Origin of the sequence: Bacillus sp. FSL K6-1145, from assembly GCF_038003425.1 — a bacterium.
GTDB classification, from domain to species: domain Bacteria; phylum Bacillota; class Bacilli; order Bacillales; family Bacillaceae; genus Bacillus; species Bacillus pumilus.
Genome location: NZ_JBBOPC010000001.1, coordinates 1,391,258 through 1,415,536, shown reverse-complemented (window position 1 = coordinate 1,415,536; position 24,279 = coordinate 1,391,258). Strand labels below are relative to the sequence as shown.

Annotated in this window: 28 protein-coding genes; 11 read left to right on the top strand and 17 right to left on the bottom strand. The window is 40.4% G+C overall.

Annotation, left to right across the window (positions count from 1 at the left end; genetic code table 11):
- Complete coding sequence (locus MHH41_RS07060; RefSeq protein WP_034619937.1) at positions 1–1,323, bottom strand: PhoH family protein; 1,323 nt, start codon at positions 1,321–1,323, stop codon at positions 1–3.
- A 140-nt stretch (positions 1,324–1,463) separates the two neighbouring features.
- Between MHH41_RS07060 and MHH41_RS07055 the strand changes: the two genes are divergently transcribed.
- On the top strand, positions 1,464–2,081 hold the full coding sequence (locus tag MHH41_RS07055) for a YhcN/YlaJ family sporulation lipoprotein (protein ID WP_340866008.1): 618 nt from the start codon (positions 1,464–1,466) through the stop codon (positions 2,079–2,081).
- 101 nt (positions 2,082–2,182) lie between these two features.
- Positions 2,183–2,413 (top strand): YlaI family protein, encoded by a 231-nt coding sequence (locus MHH41_RS07050; protein WP_003210787.1) that lies wholly within the window; start codon positions 2,183–2,185, stop codon positions 2,411–2,413.
- 31 nt (positions 2,414–2,444) lie between these two features.
- Here the strand turns inward: MHH41_RS07050 and MHH41_RS07045 are convergent, their stop codons facing one another.
- Together MHH41_RS07045 and typA are read right to left on the bottom strand one after the other, a co-directional pair.
- Positions 2,445–2,726, bottom strand: coding sequence for a YlaH-like family protein (locus MHH41_RS07045; RefSeq protein ID WP_044334035.1), 282 nt, complete (start codon positions 2,724–2,726; stop codon positions 2,445–2,447).
- A gap of 96 nt (positions 2,727–2,822) precedes the next feature.
- Positions 2,823–4,661 (bottom strand): translational GTPase TypA, encoded by a 1,839-nt coding sequence (gene typA, locus MHH41_RS07040; protein ID WP_003212439.1) that lies wholly within the window; start codon positions 4,659–4,661, stop codon positions 2,823–2,825.
- Between the two features lie 114 nt (positions 4,662–4,775).
- Between typA and MHH41_RS07035 the strand changes: the two genes are divergently transcribed.
- On the top strand, positions 4,776–4,955 hold the full coding sequence (locus MHH41_RS07035) for a DUF5325 family protein (protein WP_003211596.1): 180 nt from the start codon (positions 4,776–4,778) through the stop codon (positions 4,953–4,955).
- A gap of 274 nt (positions 4,956–5,229) precedes the next feature.
- Positions 5,230–5,865 (top strand): hypothetical protein, encoded by a 636-nt coding sequence (locus MHH41_RS07030; RefSeq protein WP_044142020.1) that lies wholly within the window; start codon positions 5,230–5,232, stop codon positions 5,863–5,865.
- 40 nt (positions 5,866–5,905) lie between these two features.
- Here the strand turns inward: MHH41_RS07030 and MHH41_RS07025 are convergent, their stop codons facing one another.
- From MHH41_RS07025 to MHH41_RS07000, 6 genes are all read right to left on the bottom strand, one after another.
- Positions 5,906–6,202, bottom strand: coding sequence for an anti-sigma factor family protein (locus MHH41_RS07025; protein WP_137054679.1), 297 nt, complete (start codon positions 6,200–6,202; stop codon positions 5,906–5,908).
- Entirely contained in the window at positions 6,199–6,717 is a 519-nt protein-coding gene (locus MHH41_RS07020; RefSeq protein WP_205688519.1) for a sigma-70 family RNA polymerase sigma factor, read from the bottom strand. Before MHH41_RS07020 ends, MHH41_RS07025 begins: the two co-directional genes overlap by 4 nt.
- Complete coding sequence (locus tag MHH41_RS07015) at positions 6,717–6,980, bottom strand: hypothetical protein (protein WP_126741232.1); 264 nt, start codon at positions 6,978–6,980, stop codon at positions 6,717–6,719. Before MHH41_RS07015 ends, MHH41_RS07020 begins: the two co-directional genes overlap by 1 nt.
- The gene (locus MHH41_RS07010; RefSeq protein WP_309216629.1) at positions 6,970–8,895 is read right to left on the bottom strand and encodes a hypothetical protein; all 1,926 of its coding nucleotides are present in this window, start codon (positions 8,893–8,895) and stop codon (positions 6,970–6,972) included. The genes MHH41_RS07015 and MHH41_RS07010 overlap by 11 nt, the downstream gene beginning before the upstream one ends.
- A 111-nt stretch (positions 8,896–9,006) precedes the next feature.
- Entirely contained in the window at positions 9,007–9,813 is an 807-nt protein-coding gene (locus tag MHH41_RS07005) for an inositol monophosphatase family protein (RefSeq protein ID WP_340866000.1), read from the bottom strand.
- A gap of 133 nt (positions 9,814–9,946) precedes the next feature.
- Positions 9,947–10,135 carry a hypothetical protein gene (locus MHH41_RS07000; protein WP_003211901.1) on the bottom strand — a complete coding sequence of 63 codons (189 nt, stop codon included), beginning with the start codon at positions 10,133–10,135 and terminating at the stop codon, positions 9,947–9,949.
- Between the two features lie 288 nt (positions 10,136–10,423).
- Here MHH41_RS07000 and MHH41_RS06995 point away from each other — a divergent pair, with 288 nt between their 5' ends.
- Positions 10,424–11,059 (top strand): DUF1054 domain-containing protein, encoded by a 636-nt coding sequence (locus MHH41_RS06995; protein WP_050945117.1) that lies wholly within the window; start codon positions 10,424–10,426, stop codon positions 11,057–11,059.
- A 30-nt stretch (positions 11,060–11,089) separates the two neighbouring features.
- Here the strand turns inward: MHH41_RS06995 and MHH41_RS06990 are convergent, their stop codons facing one another.
- The gene (locus MHH41_RS06990; protein WP_050945118.1) at positions 11,090–11,359 is read right to left on the bottom strand and encodes a UPF0223 family protein; all 270 of its coding nucleotides are present in this window, start codon (positions 11,357–11,359) and stop codon (positions 11,090–11,092) included.
- Positions 11,360–11,549: 190 nt separating this feature from the next.
- Between MHH41_RS06990 and MHH41_RS06985 the strand changes: the two genes are divergently transcribed.
- A complete protein-coding gene (locus tag MHH41_RS06985; protein WP_340865998.1) occupies positions 11,550–13,022 on the top strand; it encodes an aminotransferase class I/II-fold pyridoxal phosphate-dependent enzyme in 1,473 nt (490 codons plus the stop codon).
- A 43-nt stretch (positions 13,023–13,065) separates the two neighbouring features.
- On the opposite strand, the gene MHH41_RS06980 is transcribed toward MHH41_RS06985, so the two are convergent.
- A complete protein-coding gene (locus MHH41_RS06980) occupies positions 13,066–13,185 on the bottom strand; it encodes a GapA-binding peptide SR1P (protein WP_003212464.1) in 120 nt (39 codons plus the stop codon).
- Positions 13,186–13,501: 316 nt separating this feature from the next.
- On the opposite strand from MHH41_RS06980, the gene MHH41_RS06975 reads away from it, so the two are divergent.
- Entirely contained in the window at positions 13,502–13,882 is a 381-nt protein-coding gene (locus MHH41_RS06975) for a hypothetical protein (RefSeq protein ID WP_223250645.1), read from the top strand.
- 118 nt (positions 13,883–14,000) lie between these two features.
- On the opposite strand, the gene lpdA is transcribed toward MHH41_RS06975, so the two are convergent.
- The 5 genes from lpdA to MHH41_RS06950 all read right to left on the bottom strand — a co-directional run bounded on the left by lpdA (position 14,001) and on the right by MHH41_RS06950 (position 20,041).
- Positions 14,001–15,413 (bottom strand): dihydrolipoyl dehydrogenase, encoded by a 1,413-nt coding sequence (gene lpdA / locus MHH41_RS06970; protein ID WP_003211097.1) that lies wholly within the window; start codon positions 15,411–15,413, stop codon positions 14,001–14,003.
- Between the two features lie 4 nt (positions 15,414–15,417).
- Complete coding sequence (locus MHH41_RS06965; RefSeq protein WP_003211261.1) at positions 15,418–16,758, bottom strand: dihydrolipoamide acetyltransferase family protein; 1,341 nt, start codon at positions 16,756–16,758, stop codon at positions 15,418–15,420.
- 107 nt (positions 16,759–16,865) lie between these two features.
- Complete coding sequence (gene pdhB / locus MHH41_RS06960) at positions 16,866–17,843, bottom strand: pyruvate dehydrogenase complex E1 component subunit beta (RefSeq protein ID WP_003211433.1); 978 nt, start codon at positions 17,841–17,843, stop codon at positions 16,866–16,868.
- 3 nt (positions 17,844–17,846) lie between these two features.
- Positions 17,847–18,962: a pyruvate dehydrogenase (acetyl-transferring) E1 component subunit alpha gene (pdhA, locus tag MHH41_RS06955; protein WP_003211678.1), complete on the bottom strand. Its 1,116-nt coding sequence runs from the start codon at positions 18,960–18,962 to the stop codon at positions 17,847–17,849.
- Positions 18,963–19,372: 410 nt separating this feature from the next.
- Positions 19,373–20,041 (bottom strand): YkyA family protein, encoded by a 669-nt coding sequence (locus tag MHH41_RS06950; RefSeq protein WP_268458729.1) that lies wholly within the window; start codon positions 20,039–20,041, stop codon positions 19,373–19,375.
- A gap of 233 nt (positions 20,042–20,274) precedes the next feature.
- Here MHH41_RS06950 and MHH41_RS06945 point away from each other — a divergent pair, with 233 nt between their 5' ends.
- A complete protein-coding gene (locus tag MHH41_RS06945) occupies positions 20,275–20,463 on the top strand; it encodes a YjcZ family sporulation protein (RefSeq protein ID WP_041816227.1) in 189 nt (62 codons plus the stop codon).
- Positions 20,464–20,575: 112 nt separating this feature from the next.
- On the top strand, positions 20,576–21,133 hold the full coding sequence (def, locus tag MHH41_RS06940; RefSeq protein ID WP_137054685.1) for a peptide deformylase: 558 nt from the start codon (positions 20,576–20,578) through the stop codon (positions 21,131–21,133).
- 39 nt (positions 21,134–21,172) lie between these two features.
- Here def and MHH41_RS06935 read toward each other — a convergent pair whose 3' ends face one another.
- Positions 21,173–21,952, bottom strand: coding sequence for a Cof-type HAD-IIB family hydrolase (locus MHH41_RS06935; RefSeq protein ID WP_003211252.1), 780 nt, complete (start codon positions 21,950–21,952; stop codon positions 21,173–21,175).
- 395 nt (positions 21,953–22,347) lie between these two features.
- On the opposite strand from MHH41_RS06935, the gene MHH41_RS06930 reads away from it, so the two are divergent.
- A complete protein-coding gene (locus MHH41_RS06930; RefSeq protein ID WP_003211882.1) occupies positions 22,348–22,557 on the top strand; it encodes a DNA-dependent RNA polymerase subunit epsilon in 210 nt (69 codons plus the stop codon).
- A gap of 5 nt (positions 22,558–22,562) precedes the next feature.
- Positions 22,563–24,230 carry a ribonuclease J1 gene (gene rnjA / locus MHH41_RS06925; protein ID WP_003212511.1) on the top strand — a complete coding sequence of 556 codons (1,668 nt, stop codon included), beginning with the start codon at positions 22,563–22,565 and terminating at the stop codon, positions 24,228–24,230.
- Positions 24,231–24,279: the final 49 nt, after the last annotated feature.

Genomic DNA, 24,279 nt, shown 5'->3' with positions numbered 1-24,279 from the left:
CTATAGCAAATCAGCGGCAAGCTGTGCAAGTCCAGACCTTTCTCCTTTGACAAGCTTGACATGTCCAGATATTTGCTGCCCTTTGAACCGCTCGATCACATACGTAAGCCCATTATTTAAGCTGTCTAAATAAGGGTGATCAATCTGCTCTGGATCTCCCATGAGCACAATTTTACTTCCCTCTCCGACTCGCGTTAATAATGTTTTCACCTCGTGCTTTGTTAAATTCTGCGCCTCATCAATGATAATAAATTGATCAGGTATACTTCTTCCCCGAATATACGTCAATGCTTCGACTTGAATAGATCCAATTCCCGCCAAAATCGCATCAAGCTCGCCCGGCTTTTTTGTATTAAATAAAAACTCTAGGTTGTCATAGATCGGCTGCATCCATGGTCTGAGCTTTTCTTCCTTTTCTCCAGGCAAATATCCTATATCTTTCCCGACAGGCACGATGGAGCGCGCCACGATCAACTTTTTAAACATACCGAGGTCCTCTGTCTGCATTAATCCGGCAGCAAGTGCAAGCAATGTTTTACCAGTCCCCGCTTTTCCAATCAGTGTCACGAGCGGAATGTCACGGCGCAAAAGCAGCTCGAGTGCCATCGTCTGCTGGACATTCTTTGGACGGATTCCCCAAATATGCTCTTGATCATAAACGAGACGTTTTACATGCTCTGCCTTTTGATCAAGCATTCCTAAAGCAGAACCACCTTCATTTCCCTTCATGATGACAAATTGATGAGGGTTGAATGGTGCGCTTGTGACCTCTTTTATTGGTAATTGATTTTGCTTATAAAATGTATTCAATTGCTCAGTCGGAATGTAGAGCTCATGATAGCCATTATCGATGTCCTCATTTTGCAAAACACGGTCACTTAAGAAGTCTTCTGCTTGAAGCCCTATAGCATCCGCCTTTACCCGCACTAACACATCCTTGCTGACCAAAATAACAGGTCTGCCATGAGGCTTTGTTTCTTCCTCTAAGCTTAAATTTTTCGCGACTGCCAAAATTCGATTATCGTTCGTTTTTTCAATAAAAATTTCTTGAAGCTCATGAAAAGAGCGGTGATTCAGTTCAATGCGTAGCGTCCCTTTTGACTCTAGTGTAATTTTTTCATGCAGTTTCCCTTTCGATCTTAAACCGTCGATTAGGCGTGAGACGCGCCGGGCATTTTGTCCAACCTCGTCCATATATCTCTTTTTTGAGTCTACTTCTTCTAACACAACGGCTGGTATGACGACCTCGTTGTCTTCAAATGAAAAGATTGAATTCGGATCCTGTAATAACACATTTGTGTCTAATACATAAATTTTACTCAGGTCCTTCGCCTCCTGATCGGGGTTTCATTCATCCTTGTCTTTCCCAAAACGATTGTTAAAATATATGTTTTCATGAATAAAGTTAGAAGGTTAATTCAACAATAAAATAAATCATGCAGTTTGTGAAGGAGGGAATACAGATGCGACTATTTTTGACATTATTCATGATTCAAGCCATCATTCTGTTGGGCGCTTGTCAGCAGCTGGAAAAGCCAGAGGCACTAGACAAGCAAGATGGACGCCAGCACGTAGTACGGGTGTCAGACTCAACGAAGAAAAAGACCAATCAAGCCCGGTCATCTACAGATGTTGCGCAGCATCTTGTCAAAGTGACAGAGCACGTAGCAGATGTCAATGATGCAACGGCGATCGTCATCGGCCGCTATGCTGTTGTTGGTATTGATGTAAAAGATGATTTAGATAGAAGCAAAGTAGAAAACATTAAATATTCAGTTGCAAAAGCACTGAAAAATGATCCAGAAGGTGCGAATGCTGTTGTGGTCGCTGATCCGGATACAGTCAGCCGGTTAAAAGAAATGGGCAAAGAAATACAAGCAGGCCGTCCTGTCAGTGGGATTATGGATGAACTAGCCGCCATTGTCGGCCGCGTGATGCCAGAGATGCCGAGAAATGAAATTGATCGCCACGAAACAGATCCGACAAATGAGCCGAATGATCAGCTCAAACAAAATGATCAAAAGCAGTTAGACGAACATCAAAACGATCAATCAAACCATCATATGAATCAGAAGAAATAAAGAGAACGGCTTATATCTCCTGTGATATAAGCCGTTTTCTACGCTGATTTTAAGTAGCTGGAAAACATGCTATAATAAATGCAATAAGTGAGGTGAAAAGGATGAGAGTGAAGTGCTCAATATGTGAGAAGCTTGAAACCATTGATGATGATACACTCGTTGCTAAGCGGTTAAGAAATCGACCGATTCATACATATATGTGCGATGACTGTCAGGAACGTATTAAAGTAAAGACAGAAGCACGCATCAAGACTGGCAGATTCTCTCTTTATCAAGATCCTGCGACGAAAGAGAAAAAGAAGAAAAAAGGAAAAAAAGAACAAAAGACATAAAAAAAGACCTGACACATGTTCAGGTCTTTTTTTACGTATTCACTGTTCCTTCTTTTTTCGCACGATGCAGCCGTATTTTATAAATAATCAAAATGGCAGCTGCCACAACTAGGCCTTCCGCTACTGGCAGGAAGATTCCTAGAAATGTGAGAAACGTGCAGCCAAAAATCAAAAACAAGTAAATCACGAGCGCTTTTAAAATCGGTAAACGTCTAGCAAAGCCGAGCTTAAAAACAATAATCGCTAAAACAAGGATGGTGCCATATAGGAGCCACATCCCTGTTTGCGGATTTTCATCGACACGAAACAGCATCGCGAAAAAGGATAGATTTTCACTTACTTCCTGATCATTCAAAAAGATTCCCTCCCCTTATCTTTCAGGGTTCTATCTCTTTAATTCTTCATGGAATTAAGATAATCCTGCTAGCTTTTTCTTCTTCGCTGATTTCTCACGTTCGTTTTTATCTAAAATTTTCTTTCTTAAACGAATTGATTCAGGTGTAACCTCACAGTATTCGTCCTCATTCAAGTACTCAAGAGATTCCTCAAGTGACATAATACGTGGTTTTTTCATGCTCACCGTTTGATCTTTCGTCGCTGAACGCACGTTTGTTTGTTGTTTCATACGGCTTACGTTGACAACAAGATCGTTCTCACGGTTATGCTCACCAACAATCATTCCTTGGTATACTTCAACACCCGGCTCAACGAAGATCACACCGCGCTCTTCAACGCCTTGGATTCCGTAAGCAGTCGCTTTACCTGTTTCCATTGAAACAAGAACTCCTTGACGGCGTCCGCCGACTTGACCAGACTGCATTGGCTGGTAGCTGTCAAACGTATGGTTCAAAATACCAAAACCACGAGTTAATGAAAGAAATTCAGTTGTATATCCGATTAAACCACGTGAAGGCACTGTAAAGATCAGGCGAACTTGACCATTACCATTATTGATCATGTCAATCATTTCACCTTTTCGTGCGCCCATTGATTCCATGATAGAGCCAGTGTGCTCTTCTGGTACATCAATTTGAACGCGTTCAACAGGCTCACATCGAACACCGTCAACTTCTTTTACAATAACTTCTGGCTTCGATACTTGTAATTCAAATCCTTCACGTCTCATATTCTCAATAAGAATGGATAAGTGAAGCTCTCCGCGTCCAGATACAACCCACGCATCAGGTGAAGCAGTTGGATCTACACGAAGACTGACGTCTGTTTGAAGCTGCTGCTCTAAGCGCTCTTCGATTTTACGTGATGTTACGTATTTCCCTTCACGGCCTGCAAATGGGCTGTTGTTAACAACAAACGTCATTTGAAGTGTCGGCTCATCAATACGAAGGATTGGCAAAGCCTCTTGGTGTTCAACTGGACAAACCGTTTCACCTACGTTGATGTCTTCCATTCCAGAAACAGCAACAAGATCTCCTGCTTTCGCTTCGTTGATTTCCACTCGTTTTAACCCTTGGAAACCAAAAATCTTCGTCACACGGAATTGTTTCACACTGCCGTCAACTTTCATTAAGGCTACTTGCTGTCCTACTTGCATTGTTCCTCTGAATACACGGCCGATCCCAATTCTTCCAACATAATCATTGTAATCAAGTAGTGCCACTTGGAATTGAAGCGGCTCTTCATGGTTATCAACTGGGCAAGGGATATGGTTAACAATGGCTTCAAACAAAGATTCCATGTTTTCATCTTGCTTGCTCGCATCGTTACTTGCTGTACCATTGATTGCTGATGCATAGACAACTGGGAATTCAAGCTGTTCTTCTGTTGCATCCAATTCAATGAACAAGTCGATTACTTCATCGACTACTTCAGCCGGACGAGCAAAGTCGCGGTCAATTTTGTTGACAACAACGATTGGTGTTAAGTTTTGCTCAAGTGCTTTTTTCAGCACAAAGCGTGTTTGAGGCATACAGCCTTCATAAGCATCCACAACGAGAAGTACACCATCTACCATTTTCATGATACGCTCAACCTCACCACCGAAATCGGCGTGTCCTGGTGTATCTAAAATATTAATGCGTGTATCTTTATAATGGATCGCAGTATTTTTAGCTAAAATCGTAATACCGCGCTCTCGCTCTAAATCATTTGAATCCATGGCTCTCTCAGCGATATTTTCATTCGCACGGAAAGTACCAGCTTGATGGAGCAATTGGTCAACAAGCGTCGTTTTACCATGGTCAACGTGGGCAATAATTGCGATGTTGCGAAGATCTTTTCGAAGTTTCACATTTTCATCTCCTAAAATAATTAGATAACTTTCATATTATATCACAATCCCCTTTAAATGCCGATCGTTTTTCTGTAAACTTATATTAACTCTAAAAAAAAGGGATGGGGACAAATGAAACAAATCAAATGGCTTCTATTATTATGTGCATTACTTGCGGTTGTCAGTATGGCGTTTATTGGGGTAACTCTTGCAGAAAAAAACGTGCTGGGTATTTGTTTAAGTATTGTGTTTGCCATGATTTTCATGGGTACAGGATTTACATTAAAAAGAAAATTAAACGTGCAATCATAAAATTTCTCAAAAGCCTTTTACATTCTATATGTAGAAGGCTTTTATTTTGGGTAAAAACAAGACCAACCACCTATGAAAGGTCGTGTATAAAGACAGAACATATCATTTAGGCTTGGCAAAAGTAAGCCATCTGAACCTCTCCATCTTTCGACAATAACGTTTATAGTTCTCCAAAATCAAACAGAAAGTTACAATTTTCCTATTCTTCCACAAAGTTTCTCGTGATATGCTGTTCTTGCAACAAAATTTAACAGAAAAGGGAGAGAAAAGAAGCATGAAGAAGATTTTGAGCAAATCGCTCAGCTCTGTTGTATTTTTCGCTTTAGCTATTATTCTTACTTTCACAACAGTAGCTCCTGGGCAAGCAAGCGCTGCAACTTTCAAAGGGATTCCTTTCGAGCAGCAGCAAGTCATTAAAGAATTATTGGAGAAAAACGAGCGTGTCATCAACATTCTCATCAACTCATTTGTTGAGGAAGACAACAACTACACATTTGATGTGAAAAAAGCTGTTGAGCTCGGACTAACTGAAGAAGAAGCGGCGACTGCTGAGAAATTCTTAGATCGCGCAGCTGTTCTGACAATCGTTTTCAGTGAAAGCATCACTAAAAACGAAAAAGGAAAATTGGTTTTTGATGCAGCGAAAGCTGTTGAACTTGGTCTTACAAAAGAAGAAGCAGCTAAATTTGAAAAGCTGTTGAAATCAGTGATCAGAATTGCTGACCTTGCTGGTGATGCACTTGTTCTAGACAAAAAAGGTAATGTTGTCATTGATTCAAAAATCGCAAAAGGTATTGGATTCAGCTCTACTGAATTACTTGTTTTTAACCAAATGCTGAAGAAAATTCCTCAAGAGCAATTAAAATCGGTCTATGATGCCATTCAAATTGCTAAAGAAAAATTAAGCTAAGCTCGAAAACCCCCATCTGGATCGCCCAGATGGGGGTTTTTTATTTCAGCCAATAAAGAATGATCATCATCACATACCCTAAACCAAACACGATGCTTGCTCGGTATATTAACTTGCCATAATAGCGCTTCTCGAACTTTCTTTTTTCTTCCTTTTCATCTATATATGGCATGAGATCAGGTGTCTGGATAAGAATGATTGGTTCTCTCATCTCTTGATAAAGTTGCCGGCAGCTCTCGCAGGTTTGTAGATGCTCGGCTATTATTTTATTGGTACCCGCACTTGTGTCTCCCTCTATATAAAGGGGTAACAATTCTTCGATCAAATAACAGCTCATGTATTGAACTCCTCACAATGTAGCATTCGCTTCAGCTCTAATCTCGCTCGATGAAGGGTTGTTTTGACTTTAGATAAAGTCCAATTCAAAATTTCAGCTACTTCTTCATATGACAATTCCTGAATATCTCTTAAAATAAGGACCTCTCGGTATGAATCCTTCAGCTGATTGATATGATGCCACAGCCTTTGAATGTCAGCTTGTGTTTCGATGTGGTCCTCTGGTGTCAAAAAGGACTGCTGCTCTAAGTAATCAACCTCTTCTACATTCGTAAATGTCCATTTGATTTTTCGGCGATAGTCATTCACAAATGTATGATAAGCAATGGTATAAAGCCATGTTTTCACACTAGAATGTCCTTTAAAAGATGATAAACCATGTAGAGCCTTCATAAATACATCTTGCGCAAGATCCTTGGCCGTTTCCATATTCCCTGTCCGCCGATATAGATATTTGGTGATTTCCTGAAAATATTCTTCATAGATTTTTTCAATTTGATCAGCTGTTCTGGACATTAGAAATAAAACCACACAGTCATCCAAATCGATAAGACAATGAAAAAGAAGTATAACGAGTAAATAAACCCCTTCATGCGTTTTAACTCATTATAGTCATTCTGATCTTCAATCAGTGCTGAACCTTGTTTATTCCCTATGACAACATGCTGAAATTGCTGCTCATGTGACTTCATCCAGCTGTATGCTTCGTCACCCAGCTCCCCTTCTTGATACAGTTCATATAAGTCTTGAAAGATGGCTTGTTTTTCTTTATCTGTCAAAACGGTGCACCTCTTTTGTTCGTCCATTTACTTCATAAATTTTACGCTCATTTGATCCAAAGGTTTGAATAATGACTAGCCATGAATTGTCCATGTCCCCTTCTTTGTTGATCATTCTAACTGGTTTTATTTGTTTTTTATAAATCATAGATGGTTTCTCATTTTTTAATACTTGTTGATAGACTTCATCACGATCTTTATACGATACAACATCCGGTATAGAGGACACTGGTTCCAGCCTCAGTTCAATTCCATCATGATCTCTAAACACACGCAGTAGATGAGAGGATCGATTAAATGTATACTGTTTGGTTTCATTAGTACCTGTCTTTTTCTTCACGTCTTCTGGCTTTTTCTCTATGAGCTTTAACAAATCTTCATCGCTGACGTTCTCTTTTTTCTGTTGAAGAAGCGTTTTTGACAACTTGAAGCTGATGATATCTTTTGTTGAGCCATTAAACAGAAACTCCGATTGATCTTTTGTTGTGACCCTCACTTCATGCTGCCAATCAAAATAGAATTCATCAATGCCTGTGATTTGATAAGCTGGCGACTTTAGGTTTAAATGTTTATAAATACTGTTGATCCTATTTTTTATCTCCATTTCTGTTAAATGGATTCCGTCTATATCCTTTAATTGAAAGATGGCGTTTACGTATTGCGCTTGTCGAAGCGTCCCTTTTTTCCAGGTGGCAAACGCTAAACTGTCCTCTTCATTCTGAGACATTTTTGGCAGAAGAAGAACGTCCGTCTCTCCGTCCTCTTTTTTTACAGCTAATTGAATGCGCTGTAGATCGATTGACCGCCCGCTTCTTTCAAAAAATTCAATGGTTTTTTTTCTATATTCTTTATCGGTTAGTTCCTTTCCCTCTAAACGACCTCGATAAGAATAACCGCTTAATTCGCCTGTAAACGCAGAAATATTCACTTCATACTGATCATCTGCAAACACGTAATGATAAGGGATAGGCTGAAGACTAGCATTTAAATACAGCGATTGATCCTCTGGGACAAATTTTGAAGCGAATGCTTTTGCACTTACTGCTGATAAAGGGCGATATTCTTCTGAAAATGTATCTACCAGTTCCGTTTTGGTGAATTGGAACATGGTATGAGGAATATTGACAATCGGATTGAGTAATAGCAGAAAAAAGACAGCTATACAACCAGCGCCCCACTTCCTTAATCTCACCTTGTCCCGTAGTAAAGCATATAACAAATAAATCGTCATAAAGCTTCCTGCTGCTGCTACTAAAATGACAATCGATTTAAATGTAGATTGAAGCTCATACTTCGAAATAGAAGGATAAAATATATAAAGCAAGGCTGCAAAAATCAAACCATAGAATAAAAGCAATTCCTTCCACTTCCAGTGCCAAAACAAGCGAAAGAAAAGGTGCAGCAGCAAAGCGGCAAAGCAAGCCATAGCCAAAATGGTGATCATATCTCTCCATACTAGCCCCGTATCACCGCTAAGAAAGAACTTTTTGCTTTCAGCAAACACAATAAACACTGTTTGACATAAAGGCAGAAGTAATACAGATAAATCAAAAGCAAAAAACATACCTTTATTTTTTAAATAAGGAAGAGTAATAACATAGTACAGTGATGCAAGCAAGACATACCCATAGATGAGAAATTGCATGAAATCCGTCAGCACTTCAAATGTTTCAATCGTATACTGTCTAGCTAGGACTTGGTGGCTCATTTCAAGTGTCATTCCGCCTAGCAGGACTACTCTTAATACAAGCCCAGCATAAAATACATAACCACTTTTCTTTTCTTTCCATATAGGAAGTGTAATAAAAAGAACAAATAGTCCAAGTACACACCATTGAATGATGCGGATACTGTACTCGTTTAAAATAAAATACCTTTCAAAATGGAGCGATAAATCACTAAACAAATCAAACATTAATAAACAATCCTTTACATCAAATTAAGGCCTCGTTCGTATAGACATTTCTCTTTCCAAAAAGTTTCATCAAATACAAAAAATCACTTCATTCTCATGAAGTGATTTGGTTTATTTTTTATTTCCACTGCCTTTTATGTAATCGTGCAAGATTTTTTCACAAACGGATCGATTTCCGGCGACGATACTGTTTTTGTCTAGAAACGTTAGGTGTTCTCCGTGTATATTTGAGTAGACTGCCCCTACTTCATCAAGCAGTACGCAGCCCGCTGCATAATCCCACGGCGCAAGCCTTAACGTGACGTATGCGTCACTTCTGCCGCTTGCGATATAAGCGAGCTCAAGTGCAGCTGATCCAATCGTTCTCGTCCCTCTCACATCACGCACAAGGCGGGCGAACGGTTTAGCATCAAAATAAGGGCTTTCGATCGCCCAGGTCGGGTTAATGCCAACAATGGCTTTTTCAATCGCTACATCTTTTAATGGAGGAAGCAGGGTATCATTCATATAAGCCCCTTCTCCTTTGATCGCATGGTAAAGCTCGTCATGAATGACGTCATAAATGAGACCGATTTTCCCAATGCCATTTTCAAATATCCCGATTGAAATGGCAAAGTTGCGTTTTTGATGGACAAAGTTCATTGTGCCATCGATTGGATCAATGATCCACACGACTCCATCCAGTGAGGTCACTTCTTCCCCTTGTCCCTCTTCACCTAAAATATGATGATCTGAAAATGTCGATTGTATCTTTTCAATGAAAAAACGTTCTGTTTCTTTATCGATATTTGTGACAAGATCATTTGGATTTGATTTTGTTTCAATTGATAGACCTTCCTGCATGGACGCTTTAATACGGCTTCCTGCTTCTTTTACCCAAAGCTTTGCAAGACGGTCAATTTCCACCCAGTTTGTCATCAGACTGTAAACCTCTTTTCTATGTAATACCTATTTGTAATAGCATACTGATATTATGTGCGTAAAAGCAAGAAAAAAGCAGCTTCATACAAAAACGAACCGATGAATTGGTTCGTTTTTACCTCACCTTGTTTTACCCTTTAAGCTGCTCCCATTCTTTTCTTAGGCGCTCAAGCTTTCGTTTGCTGCGTTCGATTTGGATGTCATCTTTTTGCTCGATGGCTTCATGAAGCGTAGAAAGCTCATAGTCCACCTCTAATCTCCACACAGCGATGCGATTCTTCTTCTCCTGTCTATACCCCTGCTTCACGATTTGCTTCATTTGGTCAACGCCCCTTCCAGAGAATGATTCATTCCTTGTCAGTTTTCATTGATAAAAAATTCAATCGATAAGAGAATTGGTTCTTGCTTATATCGTATGAAGCGATCGCATAACCGCAACGACATTCTGAAAATTGTGTTTTTACCTATTTGTTATGTACCACAAAATCGTTGTTTTTAAACGCTGCCCTACTTCCTCTACAATCTTTGACATGACGGTGCATCTTTTTTTGAGCTTAACCCAAGCTATGATAAAATATGATCAGCGAAAGAATACAGGAGGCATACTATGAGTGAAATGCGTTTTAGAGATGAAGATTTTGAGACATTTACAGTTGACGGTTTAGATGAACGAATGACCGTATTAAAAGAAAGAGTCCGTCCAAAGCTTGAGGCACTTGGAGAACACTTTGCACCACTTCTTTCTTCTATTACAGGAGACGAAATGTTTGTACACGTCGCAAAGCATGCTAGAAGATCAGTCAATCCGCCAAATGATACGTGGGTTGCTTTTGCAAACAGCAAGCGTGGGTATAAAAAACTCCCTCATTTTCAAATTGGGCTTTGGAAAACACATGTCTTTGTATGGTTTGCTCTCATTTATGAATCTCCTGTGAAAGGCGAATATGGTCAGTTATTCGAAAAAGAACTAGATACCATTCAGAAGAAAATACCGCAAGATTTTGTTTGGTCTAAAGATCATATGAAACCAGATGTCATGCGTCACAGCGAACTCGATGCAGAACAGCTAAAAACGCTGTTTGAACGTGTCCAAACGGTGAAAAAAGCCGAGCTCCTTTGCGGTATTCAGCTGCCTAGAGAAGAAGTCGTTCAAATGAATAATGAAGAATTTTTATCAAAAATCGAAGATGCCTTCCGCACGTTGACTTATCTATACCGCTTTACACAAAAACAATCTGTATAAAAAAACGAGCCCACCAAGGCTCGTTTTTTCTTACATACGTATAATGGCGGACTCTTCTGCTTCTCTTGCCGTTTTCACTGTACGATAAGGAGAATACCCGCTTTCCTTTTCAAACGCTGCACAATGCGTCTTTTCTTCTGCTTTTGATGGCACAATCTCTTTAAAGCGTTTATAAGTATCTAATAACTCCTGCTTCGCTATTCCTTTTTCATAGGCTTTTTCAACAGCTTGAAAAAACGAAATAACCGCAATCTTTTCCTCTGTCGTCCAGTCGACGTCCATTGGATATTGATATTCCATTTACTTGTCCCTCACTTTAACACTCATTTCTTATTTGAACTTTTATTATAGCATCTGTTCGATCAGAAACCGATTGATTTTATGCTTTACATTCCGATCAGTTCATAATATAATTCTTTTGTTTTATGCAATGAAATCTGTCGTTATTGGCACAATAATAGCAGGTATTTCGACGAAGGTGGGAAAGCAATTGTCACAACATGATACACCCTTATACACTGGACTAAAAAAACACGCAGCAACCAATCCAGTTCAATTTCACATTCCTGGCCATAAAAAAGGAGCCGGAATGGACCCTGAATTTAGAGCATTCATTGGCGACAATGCATTAAGCATTGATCTCATTAATATAGAACCTCTTGATGATTTACACTCACCTCGAGGAATGATAAAAGAAGCACAAGATCTAGCTGCTGAAGCCTTCGGTGCTGACCATACGTTTTTCTGTATCCAAGGAACAAGCGGCGCCATCATGACAATGGTGATGACCGTATGCGGACCTGGAGATAAAATCATCGTTCCGCGTAACGTCCATAAATCGATTATGTCCGCGATTGTATTTTCTGGCGCAGTTCCTGTTTTTATTCACCCAGAAATAGACAAAGAGCTTGGCATCTCTCACGGCATTACACCAGAATCAGCGAAAAAAGCACTCATAGAGCACCCAGATGCAAAAGGTCTGCTTGTGATTAATCCGACGTATTTTGGCGTTTCAGCAGACTTAAAATCGATTGTAGACATTGCCCATTCATTTCATGTTCCTGTCCTTGTTGATGAAGCACACGGCGTGCATATTCATTTTCATGATAAGCTCCCGCTATCAGCCATGCAGGCAGGTGCCGACATGGCAGCAACAAGTGTCCACAAACTCGGCGGTTCCCTGACCCAAAGCTCTATTTTAAATATGAAGGAAGGGCTTATCTCAAAAGATCGCGTGCAATCGATTTTAAGCATGCTGACAACAACGTCTACTTCTTATTTGCTCTTGGCGTCACTTGATGTCGCTCGAAAGCGATTAGCCACTGAAGGAAAGGCACTAGCAGATGAAGCCATCCGTTTAGCTGAATCAGCGAGAAACCGTTTGAATCAAATTGATGGCATTACGTGTATTGGCAAGGAAATACTCAGTTCAGCTTCTACGTATGATTATGATCCAACGAAATTAATTATTTCAATTAAAGACCTTGGCCTCAATGGCCATGATGTCGAAAAATGGTTGAGAGAAAGCTACCGGATTGAAGTGGAGCTTTCTGACCTTTACAACATTTTATGTATTGTGACCCCTGGTGATTCTGATGAAACAATCGATACGCTTATAATGGCTATGAAAGACATTGCCGCAACCTCTACAAGTGAGAGCGGCACACAAGCGGTAACTGAAGTCCTGCTTCCTGAGATTCCATCGCTTGCCATGACGCCGCGTGATGCCTTTTACGCCACAACAGAAGTGGTTCCGTTTAAAGAAGCAGCGGGTCGCATCATCGCAGAGTTTGTTATGGTGTACCCGCCAGGCATACCTATTTTTATACCAGGAGAGATTATCACAGAAGAAAATATCTCCTATATCTTTAAAAACATTGAAATTGGTCTCCCTGTCCAAGGACCAGAAGATTCAACGCTAGAAATGATCCGTGTCATCAAAGAACAAAAACCAATTTTATAAAAAAGAAACATGCAGCCCCAAATGGAGCTGCATGCTTTTTTATTTATTCAGAGGCTTCATCACAGCAATGACAGTGACCACACGTTCCGTATAGTGTTGTCACTTTTTCATTTTCAAATTGATCAATGGTCTCATTGCAATCTTGACAAATAATTGTACCCACGTACATTCCCCTTTTCTTCATTCAATATTTGAAAGCGTTTAATCTATTTCATACTTCTATAATATGATGTCACATTTAAGTTGTCAACGGTTAATTGTATGACACATTTAATTATTTTTTATGAATATGTGCTATTTTCTCATCATATTGAGGGAACGTTTCAATTGTATTTTGCTTCATATCAATTCTGTAACAATTGAGTAACAATCGAAAATTGTCAAAAAGGACATGATACACTAGAGTGACTAACAGGTAACCAGCTCCTAAAAATGTTGGGACAACCCCAAAGGATTTTGAGGTGAATAGATTGAATTTTATGAGGACACTTCTCATTATATTCCCCATGCTCTTTGTACTTAGTTCATGCTCATTTGCGTATATCATACCGAATCAGACAGACCAAGTCAGTCATATTCAAAAACCAAGAATTCTCTTTTTTACAGATGCAGAAAATCTTGATAAAGAAAGTCCTTATTATGATGCAGTCCTCGATTTAAAGAATGAATACCCGAAGGAAATGTCAAAGATGATTGTGAAAGAAGATCGTAAAGGCTGGAAAAATGAAGTAGACGAATTGCCGGCTATTTTACTTGTAAATAATGAAAAAGTCATTGTGAAGGTTGAAGGAAATGTCAGCAGCAAAGAGGATATTTTATCGCCTTTATGCCACGCTTTAGACCGCGTGAATACAAATTAATGGCTTCACCTTGCACTTATATATCCATATGAAATAGCCCCCTCATGAAATGAGGGGTTTTTCTCATGCAGCGCTCAAAAAAACCCTCTCCTTGATGGAGAGGGTTTTAATAAGTTCATTATTTTACGATATGGATTGGGCTTCCAATTGCTACTTCAGCCGTTTCCATTGTAATTTCACCTAAAGTTGGGTGAGCGTGAATTGTCATTGCGATATCTTCAGCAGTCACTCCAGCTTCGATTGCAAGGCTAAGCTCTGAAATCATATCAGAAGCGCCAACACCTGCGATTTGTGCACCAATCACAAGACCATCCTCTTTACGAGTGATCATTTTCATGAAGCCATCAGTTGCGTCAAGAGAAAGTGCACGTCCGTTTGCTGCGAATGGGAATTTCGCTGCAACGATGTCGATTCCTTCTTCTTTTGCTTCTGCTTCAGTGTATCCAACAGTTGCAAGTTCTGGCTCAGAGAATACAACAGCAGGAATACCAAGGTAATCAATTTCAGCTGGCTCTCCAGCGATTGCTTCAGCTGCAATTTTACCTTCGTAAGAAGCTTTGTGTGCAAGTGGTGGTCCATCAACGATGTCACCAATTGCATAGATGTTAGATACGCTTGTACGGCATTGTTTGTCTGTTTTGACAACTCCGCGGTCAGTCAATTCAACACCAACTTGCTCAAGACCAAGCTCATCTGTGTTTGGACGACGACCAACAGTAACAAGTACGTAATCAGCATCAACTGTTTTTTCTTCACCTTTTACTTCGAAAGTAACAGTGACACCATCAGATTTTTCTTCAACGCCTTTTGCAAGAGCGTTTGTATGGATTTCAACGTTTCCTTTTTTCTTCAGGTTACGTTTAACCAATGAGCTCATTTGCTTTTCGAAACCTGGAAGGATTTCGTCTCCACCTTCAAGGATGACAACTTCTGTTCCAAAGTTTGCATAAGCAGTACCAAGCTCAGTACCGATATATCCACCACCGATAACAACTAACTTCTTAGGTACTTCTTTAAGCGCTAAAGCACCAGTTGAGTTGATCACGCGGTCTGTGTATTTAAAAGTAGGCAATTCAATTGGACGAGATCCAGTAGCAAGAATTGCATTTTTGAAAGTGTACGTCTGTGCTGAATTTTCATCCATTACACGTACAGAGTTGCTGTCTACGAAATAAGCTTCACCTTTAACGATGTCTACTTTATTTCCTTTAAGAAGACCTTGAACTCCACCTGTTAATTTGTTTACAACAGAAGCTTTCCACTCTTGAACTTTTGTGAAATCAACTGTTACGTTTTCAGCTTTGATACCCATGTCTTCAGAATGCTTAGCATTTTCGAAACGATGGCCAGCATTGATTAATGCTTTTGAAGGAATACAACCAACGTTTAGACATACACCGCCAAGTGTTCCTTTTTCAACGATTGTTACTTTTTGTCCAAGCTGTGCAGCACGAATAGCAGCTACATATCCGCCAGGACCTGCACCGATGACAAGAGTATCTGTTTCGATTGGGAAATCTCCTACTACCATGACATTACGCCTCCATTAAAATTAATTGTGGATCATTCAATAAACGCTTGATGTGGTTAAGGGCATTTTGCGCAGTAGCTCCGTCGATCATACGGTGGTCAAAGCTTAGGGAAAGAGCTAAGACTGGAGCTGCAACGATTTCGCCATCACGAACAACCGCTTTTTCAGCGATACGGCCAATACCAAGGATCGCTACTTCTGGGTGGTTGATGACTGGAGTAAACCATTGTCCACCAGCAGAACCGATGTTTGTGATTGTGCAAGATGCACCTTTCATTTCAGCTGGAGCCAATTTACCATCACGTGCTTTTGTTGCAAGCTCGTTGATTTCGTTAGACACTTCAAAAATAGCTTTGCGATCTGCATTTTTCACAACTGGAACGAGCAGGCCTTTTTCAGTATCAGCTGCAATTCCGATGTTGTAGTAATGCTTTTGAACAACTTCATCTGTTTTATCATCGATAGAAGTGTTAAGTACTGGGTACTTTTTCAAAGCAGAAGTAAGAGCTTTTACAACGTAAGGCAAGTAAGTTAACTTGATTCCTTGATCAGCTGCAACTTGTTTGAATTGTTTACGATGTGCAACAAGGTTCGTTACATCAACTTCATCCATTAATGTTACGTGAGGAGCTGTATGCTTAGAGTTTACCATTGCTTTCGCGATTGCTTTGCGGATTCCGCTCATTTTCTCGCGAGTTTCTGGGAATTCCCCTTCAAGAACTGGAGCTGCTGCCGCTTTAGGAGCTGCTTCTTCTTTCGCACTTTCAGCTGCTTGAGGTGCTGCTTCTTGAGCTGCAGAACCACCATTAACGAAGCTGTCGATATCTTCTTTTAACACACGTCCGTTTTTACCAGAACCTGCAACTTTGTAAATTTCAATGCCTTTTTCGCGAGCATATTTACGTACAGATGGCATAGCGATAACGCGTTTGTTTGGATCAGCATCTACTTGCTCTTGTGCACCTGCACCAGTTGCTGCTGCCGCTTCTTCTTGTGCCACTTCTTTCTTCTCTGGCTCGTTACCAGCTTCAGCAGTACCTTGTACTTGAGCTTCAGTTTTTGCTTCGCCTTCTTCTTCGCTGCCTTTAAATTGAAGATTTTCGTAACCAGGTGCATCAAACGTAATGATTGTTTGTCCTACAGTTGCAACTGTTCCCTCTTCAACTTTTAATTCTAATACTTTTCCTTTAACAGGTGAAGGAATTTCTACAACTGCTTTATCGTTTTGTACCTCTGCTAAAACGTCATCTTCATTAATTTCGTCGTTTGGTTTTACAAACCACTTAACGATCTCACCTTCGTGGATACCTTCTCCGATGTCCGGAAGTTTAAATTCAAATGCCACTGTTTTTCGCCTCCTAGATTTTGTTGAATCCTTGTTGTGTATGTTTACACGGTCTTGTAATTGATAAAGGGGAAGAGAAATAAATTCTTTTCCCCTCAGTCATTTAATTAAAATTCAAGAACTTTCTTAGCTGTTTCAAGCACATCTTTATGGTTTGGAAGCCATACGGTCTCAGCTTGAGAGAAAGCAAATACAGTATCAGGTGCAGCTACACGAAGTACTGGTGCTTCTAGGCTAAGGATTGCTCTGTCATTGATTTCAGCTACTACGTTTGCAGCAATACCAGCTTGTTTTTGTGCTTCTTGAACAACGATCGCACGACCTGTTTTTTCAACAGAAGCGATGATTGTTTCAATATCAAGCGGGCTTACTGTACGAAGGTCGATCACTTCAGCAGAAACGCCTTCTTTTTCAAGTTCTTCAGCAGCTTTAAGTGATTCGTGAACCATTGCACCGTAAGTGATGATTGAAAGGTCAGAACCTTCACGTTTCACGTCAGCTTTACCGATTTCAATTGTGTACTCTTCTTCAGGAACTTCCTGACGGAAAGAGCGATAAAGTTTCATATGCTCAAGGAATACAACCGGATCATTGTCGCGGATTGCAGAAATTAATAGTCCTTTTGCATCGTAAGGTGTTGAAGGAATGACCACCTTGATACCAGGCTGTTGTGCGATAAGACCTTCTAAGCTATCAGCGTGAAGCTCAGGTGTGTGAACTCCCCCGCCGAATGGAGAACGGATTGTCACTGGAGAATGCCAGCGTCCGCCAGAACGGTAACGCATACGAGCCATTTGTCCAGAAACAGAATCTAATACTTCGTAAACGAATCCGAAGAATTGAATTTCCATTACTGGGCGGAATTCTTGTAGTCCAAGGCCAATTGCAAGACCGCCAATACCAGATTCAGCAAGTGGTGTATCGAATACACGATCCTCACCAAACTCTTTTTGCAATCCTTCAGTCGCACGGAATACGCCGCCGTTTTTACCAACGTCTTCTCCGAAAACGAGAACGTTTTCGTCATTTTTCAGTTCTGTGCGTAACGCATCAGTGATCGCTTGAATCATTGTCATTTGCGCCATGGCTTACTTCGACTCCTTCTGTTTGTAAATTTCAAGCTGTTCAACTAAGTTGAATGGTTTCACATCGTACATATTTTCAATCAAGTCAGTGACTTTTTGCTTAGGCTGTTCGTCAGCTTCTTTGATCGCTTGTTTGATTTGTTCTTTTGCATCTTCGATGACTTTATTCTCTTCTTCTTCAGACCATAGGCCTTTGTTTTCCAAGAATTTGCGGTAGCGTACCAATGGATCTTTTTGCTCCCACTCGTTTTCATCTTCTTTTGTACGATATCTTGTTGGATCGTCACCAGCCATTGTATGTGGGCCGTAACGGAATGTAAGAGTTTCGATTAATGTTGGACCTTCGCCATTTACAGCACGCTCACGAGCTTCAGCAGTTGCTGCATATACAGCTAATGCATCCATACCGTCAACTTGTACGCCTACGATACCAGCTGCAGCCGCTTTTTGTGCAATTGTTTGCGCAGCAGATTGCTTCTCAACAGGAGTAGAGATCGCATATCTGTTGTTTTGGACAACAAAAATCGCTGGCGCTTTGTAAGCCCCTGCAAAGTTAATACCTTCGTAGAAATCACCTTGTGAAGCTCCGCCATCACCAGTGTAAGTGATTGCAACAGCATTTTTACCGCGCTTTTTCAAACCAAGAGCTACACCAGCAGCTTGAATGATTTGTGCACCGATAATGATTTGTGGTGAAAGTGCATTCAGATCTTCAGGCATTTGGTTACCAACAAAGTGTCCACGAGAGAACAAGAACGCTTTTGTTAATGGAAGGCCATGCCAGATTAATTGTGGTACATCACGATATCCTGGAAGAATGAAATCTTCTTTCTCAAGTGCAAAGTGAGTTGCAAGCTGAGAAGCCTCTTGTCCAGCTGTTGGCGCATAGAAGCCAAGACGTCCTTGACGGTTCAATGAAATTGAACGTTGATCTAATACTCGTGTAAACACCATACGGCGCATTAATTCTTTTAATTGGTCATCTGAGAGATCTGGCATTGCCGCTTCGTTTACGACTTCGCCTTTTTCGTTTAAAATTTGAAACGTTTCAAACTGCTTTTTGATGGCATCAAATTGCTTTTTGCTATCAACAATTGCTTTTTTTGTTTTTGCAGCCATTCTAAAGTCACCTCTTCCTTTCTTTTAACAGTCAATTTGTCGTGAATCCATTTATACATACAGATATAGGATAACCCAAAATACACATATGACTCCTGTATTTAATAGCCACTAGGATCGTTGTCGAAACATAAGATGATCGCTCGTTTTTGAGTTCTTCTAACTGTATTAACGATAGTTCACAAATAACTAATACAACTTCTGTTAACAAGGACTAGTTTACAACAAGAAAAATAGTCCGTCAATTGATTTAACGGCTTTATTTAAATAAATGTATTCGCTTTACTTTTTATGGTGAGCTGTATCAATCTGTTTAACAAACACATCGAACTGTACTAGTATAGTGTGTACTACTGTACTACAATAGAAAATGTTTGTTTTTGTCGAAAAATAAAAAAAGAGCTGTTTTTTCAGCTCTTTTTGGACTCTTGATCTGCCACTTTAGACAAAGCCTGTTTATGCTCATTCAATTGCTTTGTATATTGATTGAACTTTTTACCTTCTTTTCTGACTTTGCTATAAGAACGGTTCACCGTCTTCAGCTTGGATTTCAGCTCTTTATATCCTAAGTCCTTCTTTTTTAAAGATTGATATAAATGCTGATCTTGTTTCAACGCCTTTTGATATTCCTTGTAAAGCTGGTCATACGACGCATATCTTTTCTCAAGCGATTTGACCGTTTCATCTGCTTCTTCTTTTAAATTCGTATCTTGTATACGTCCCGCAGATTCCTTGACCGTTTTCAATTCTTTTTTCGATTCATCCATGCTGTCTTTTTCTGTTTTCAAATGTTCTTCTCGTTTCGCAGCAGATGCTAACGCCTGATCAGAAAGGCTTTTCACTGTTTTAGTGTGATCCTTTGTGGTTTGAATCATTTTTTTATAGAGCTGCTGCTCTTTTTTCTCATAGCTTTGCAGTGCGCCTTGCTCTTTTTCAAAGGATGCCTCTTTTTCGCTCATTTTCGTCATCGCATCTTGCATATCATGAAATGGACTTTGACCTCCGCACCCCGCCAGCAAAAGGGTACATATCCCCGCTAAAGCAGCACCTGCTTTCATGCTTCTTCTTATCTGTCTCATCACAAGGTTCCCCCTTTACTCTCCACATACCACTATAATTTTTATAGGCGTTTGTGACAAGGAAAGAGGTCATTTTGAGGAGCCGAAGAAGATTTTTTTCAAGTGATAGGCGCATGACTATACAAATAGTGCATTCATACATAGTTTATATTACACGCTTCGCCTTCACTTATGAGAGGCCGAGTGTATTTCCAAAGGAGGTCAAAAGTATGTCTAATTATAGTCATGGAAGTATGTATGGTGGATACGGCGGTTACGGGTATGGATACGGTGGTGGATATGGCGGTGGCTGTTGTTACCCAAGTTATGGCGGTGGCTACGGATACGGCGGTGGACGGACATTCGCTTTAATCGTTGTCCTTTTCATCCTATTAATCATCGTTGGCGCAGCATTCTTAGGCGGCGGTGGCGGCTGCTGCTAATGGCTGTTTAAGCCTCTGACCGGTCTCATAGGACCGGTCTTCTTTATTTCATTGCATATGTTGTGTATCATTTTATATACTTTACATACAAAGGAAATAGGAGTGAAGATTTGTGATTACCATGGAAGATATCGTACGGGACGGACATCCCGTCTTAAGACAAACAGCTGAAGCGGTCGAGCTCCCGCCGACAGAAGAGGACAAACAGCATTTAGCTGACATGATTGAATTCGTTAAAAATAGTCAGGATGCTGACATGGCTGAAAAGTATGGACTCAGACCCGGTGTTGGACTCGCGGCTCCGCAAATTAATGTCAGTAAACGAATGATCGCTGTTCACTGTGAGGATGAAGATGGAGTGGAATACAGCTATGCCCTTTTCAACCCGCGCATTGTCAGTCATTCCGTCAAAAGAGCTTATTTAACGACTGGTGAAGGCTGCTTATCTGTTGATGAAGCCATTCCTGGATTTGTCCCTCGATATCAAAAGATCAGGGTGAAGGGTACAACGCTTGAAGGAGAAGACATTGATATTCGCCTAAAAGGGTTTCCGGCCATTGTGTTTCAGCATGAAATCGACCATTTAAACGGCATTATGTTTTATGATCATATTCAAAAGGATCAGCCATTCGCTGAGCCTGACAACTCTGTTGCGATCGGCAGATCATAAAATAAAAAGAAGACCCAATAACCTAAGGGTCTTCTTTTTTTATTCTTCAATCAGGCCTAAATGAGTCACTGCATGGAATATGCCGTCTTCATCTACTGGCTTTGTCACAAAATCAGCCAAATCTTTTAGTTCATTCACAGCATTTCCCATGGCGACGCCTGTACCAGCAAACGAAATCATCTCTCGATCGTTCAGACCGTCTCCAAAGGCAACGGTATCCTTTTGCTCGTAAGGCAGTCTTTCGATAACTCGTTTAATGCCTTCAGCCTTCGATCCGCCTTTTGGCAAGACATCTGTTGACAGCTCGTGCCATCTGACAAGATCAATTTCTTCGCGGAACGCCTCGTATTGGACTTCCTCTTCTGCCTTACAGAATAACAGCATTTGAAAAATCTCGTTTTCTTTAAAGTAAGATAAATCATGTTCAGGATGCTCTGTTTTTAAAGTCCCAATCCCCTCATGGATAAACGGATGATTTGGCACAGAAGCCTTCATCGTTTTTTCCCCCATGAAAACAAGCGGATGATCATGATGATCCGCTGTTTCATAAATTTGCTCCATTAGCTCCAGTTTAAGCGGATTGCCGTAAATGACTTCTCCCTCATACATGACATACTGACCGTTATAAGCTATAAAGGAGTCAAGCCCCAATTCCTCTAAAATAGGCTTAATTAAAAAAGGCGAACGCCCAGATGCAATGAAGAGATGATGGCCTTTTTCTTTTAATAAACGAACCGCTCGCTTCGTTGATTCAGGTATTTTTTTATCATGATCATATAAAGTACCGTCGATATCAAAGAAGATGACTTTTTTATTCATATCCCGTCTCCTGTCTCTTGTTATGTATACCCACTCCCTTTCATCATACAGAAAGATTTCTGCTTTCGAAACCACTTCCTATGAAAACGCCTATTTCCCACATATAACCATGTAACATTCAATGGAAACGTCATATAATACAAGTATAAAGAGAGAACGGAATACAAGGTCTAATCTCACTTCAATTCGAAAGGAGGCGACCTGCGATGCTTCGTCGTCTGCGCAAGAAAATTAGAAGACAATGGAAGGACATGCTTCGTAAAAAATCGATCGCTTAAAAGGATCTTCCGCACATTTGCTGAAGGTCCTTTTTTCTCAGAGACTTTTCTTATGCGCGTTTTTTTAATATAATAGAAATAGCGAGTGTAACATACGGTATTTAAGGAGAGATTTGGATGATATATAAGGTATTTTTTCAGGCAAGTACTACTGAGGTACCTGTAAGAGAACACACAGATTCACTATACGTTGAAGCAGTTTCTGAAAGAGACGTACGTGATAAGTTGAAAAAACATAGCTACAACATTGAATTCATTCAGCCTGTAGACGGTGCTTTTTTAGACTATGAACGAGAAAGTGAAAATTTTAAAGTATTGGAGCTATGAGAGGAATGAAATTTGTAAAAAACGATCAGGCGGCAGTTTTTGCGCTCGGCGGTTTAGGCGAGATCGGTAAAAACACGTATGGCGTTCAATTTCAAGATGAAATCATTTTAATTGATGCTGGTATTAAGTTCCCTGAAGATGAGCTTCTTGGAATTGACTACGTCATCCCTGACTATACGTACTTAGTTAAAAACGAAGATAAAATCAAAGGTCTTTTCATCACTCACGGACATGAAGACCACATCGGCGGTATCCCTTACCTTCTCAAACAAGTGAATATTCCAGTTTACGGCGGCAAACTCGCAATCGGCCTACTTCGTAATAAATTGGAAGAGCACGGTCTCTTGAGACAAACAAAACTTCACATTTATGAAGAAGAAGATACCATTAAATTCAGAAAAACAGCTGTGTCTTTCTTTAGAACTACACACAGTATTCCAGATTCTTATGGAATTGTCGTGAAGACACCTCCTGGTAACATCGTACATACAGGTGATTTCAAGTTTGACTTTACGCCTGTTGGCGAACCTGCCAACTTAACAAAAATGGCTGAAATCGGGAAAGAAGGCGTTCTATGTCTTTTATCCGATAGTACAAACAGTGAAATTCCAGAATTTACGATGTCTGAAAGACGCGTAGGCGAAAGCATTGATGACATCTTTAGAAAAGTCGACGGACGTATTATCTTTGCTACGTTTGCTTCAAACATTCACAGACTTCAGCAAGTGATCGAGTCCGCTGTTGCCAACGGCCGAAAAGTTGCGGTGTTTGGACGAAGTATGGAGTCTGCCATTGATATTGGACAAGACCTTGGCTACATTAAATGTCCAAAAAACACGTTCATTGAACATAATGAAATCAACCGTCTACCAGCAAACAAAGTGACTATTCTTTGTACTGGGAGCCAAGGTGAGCCGATGGCTGCTCTTTCTCGTATTGCAAACGGCACTCACCGCCAGATTTCGATTAATCCTGGAGACACTGTTGTCTTCTCTTCTTCACCGATTCCAGGTAACAATATTAGCGTAAGCCGCACCATTAACCAGCTGTACCGTGCTGGCGCTGAGGTTATTCATGGCTCACTTAATAATATTCATACATCTGGTCATGGCGGACAAGAAGAACAAAAGCTGATGCTCCGTTTAATTAAACCAAAATTCTTTATGCCGATTCACGGTGAATACCGCATGCAAAAAACGCATATTAAACTTGCGAATGATTGCGGAATTCCTGAGGAAAACTGCTTTATCATGGATAACGGTGAAGTACTTGCACTAAAAGGTGACGAAGCAAGTGTCGCTGGCAAAATTCCATCAGGTAACGTGTATATCGACGGAAGCGGAATTGGCGATATCGGGAATATCGTCTTAAGAGACCGCCGCATTCTTTCTGAAGAAGGTCTTGTCATTGTGGTCGTCAGCATGGACATGAAAGAATTCAAAATCTCTGCTGGTCCTGATCTCATCTCAAGAGGCTTTGTCTACATGAGAGAATCTGGAGACCTCATCAACGACGCACAAGATCTCATTTCAAAGCATCTTGAAAAAGTAATGGAACGTAAGACAACTCAGTGGTCGGAAATTAAGAACGAAATTACGGACACACTTGCTCCTTTCCTTTACGAAAAAACAAGACGCCGCCCAATGATCTTACCGATTATTATGGAAGTGTAATCACAAAAAGAGACACGAGCCGACTGGCTGTGTCTCTTTTTTTCATCAG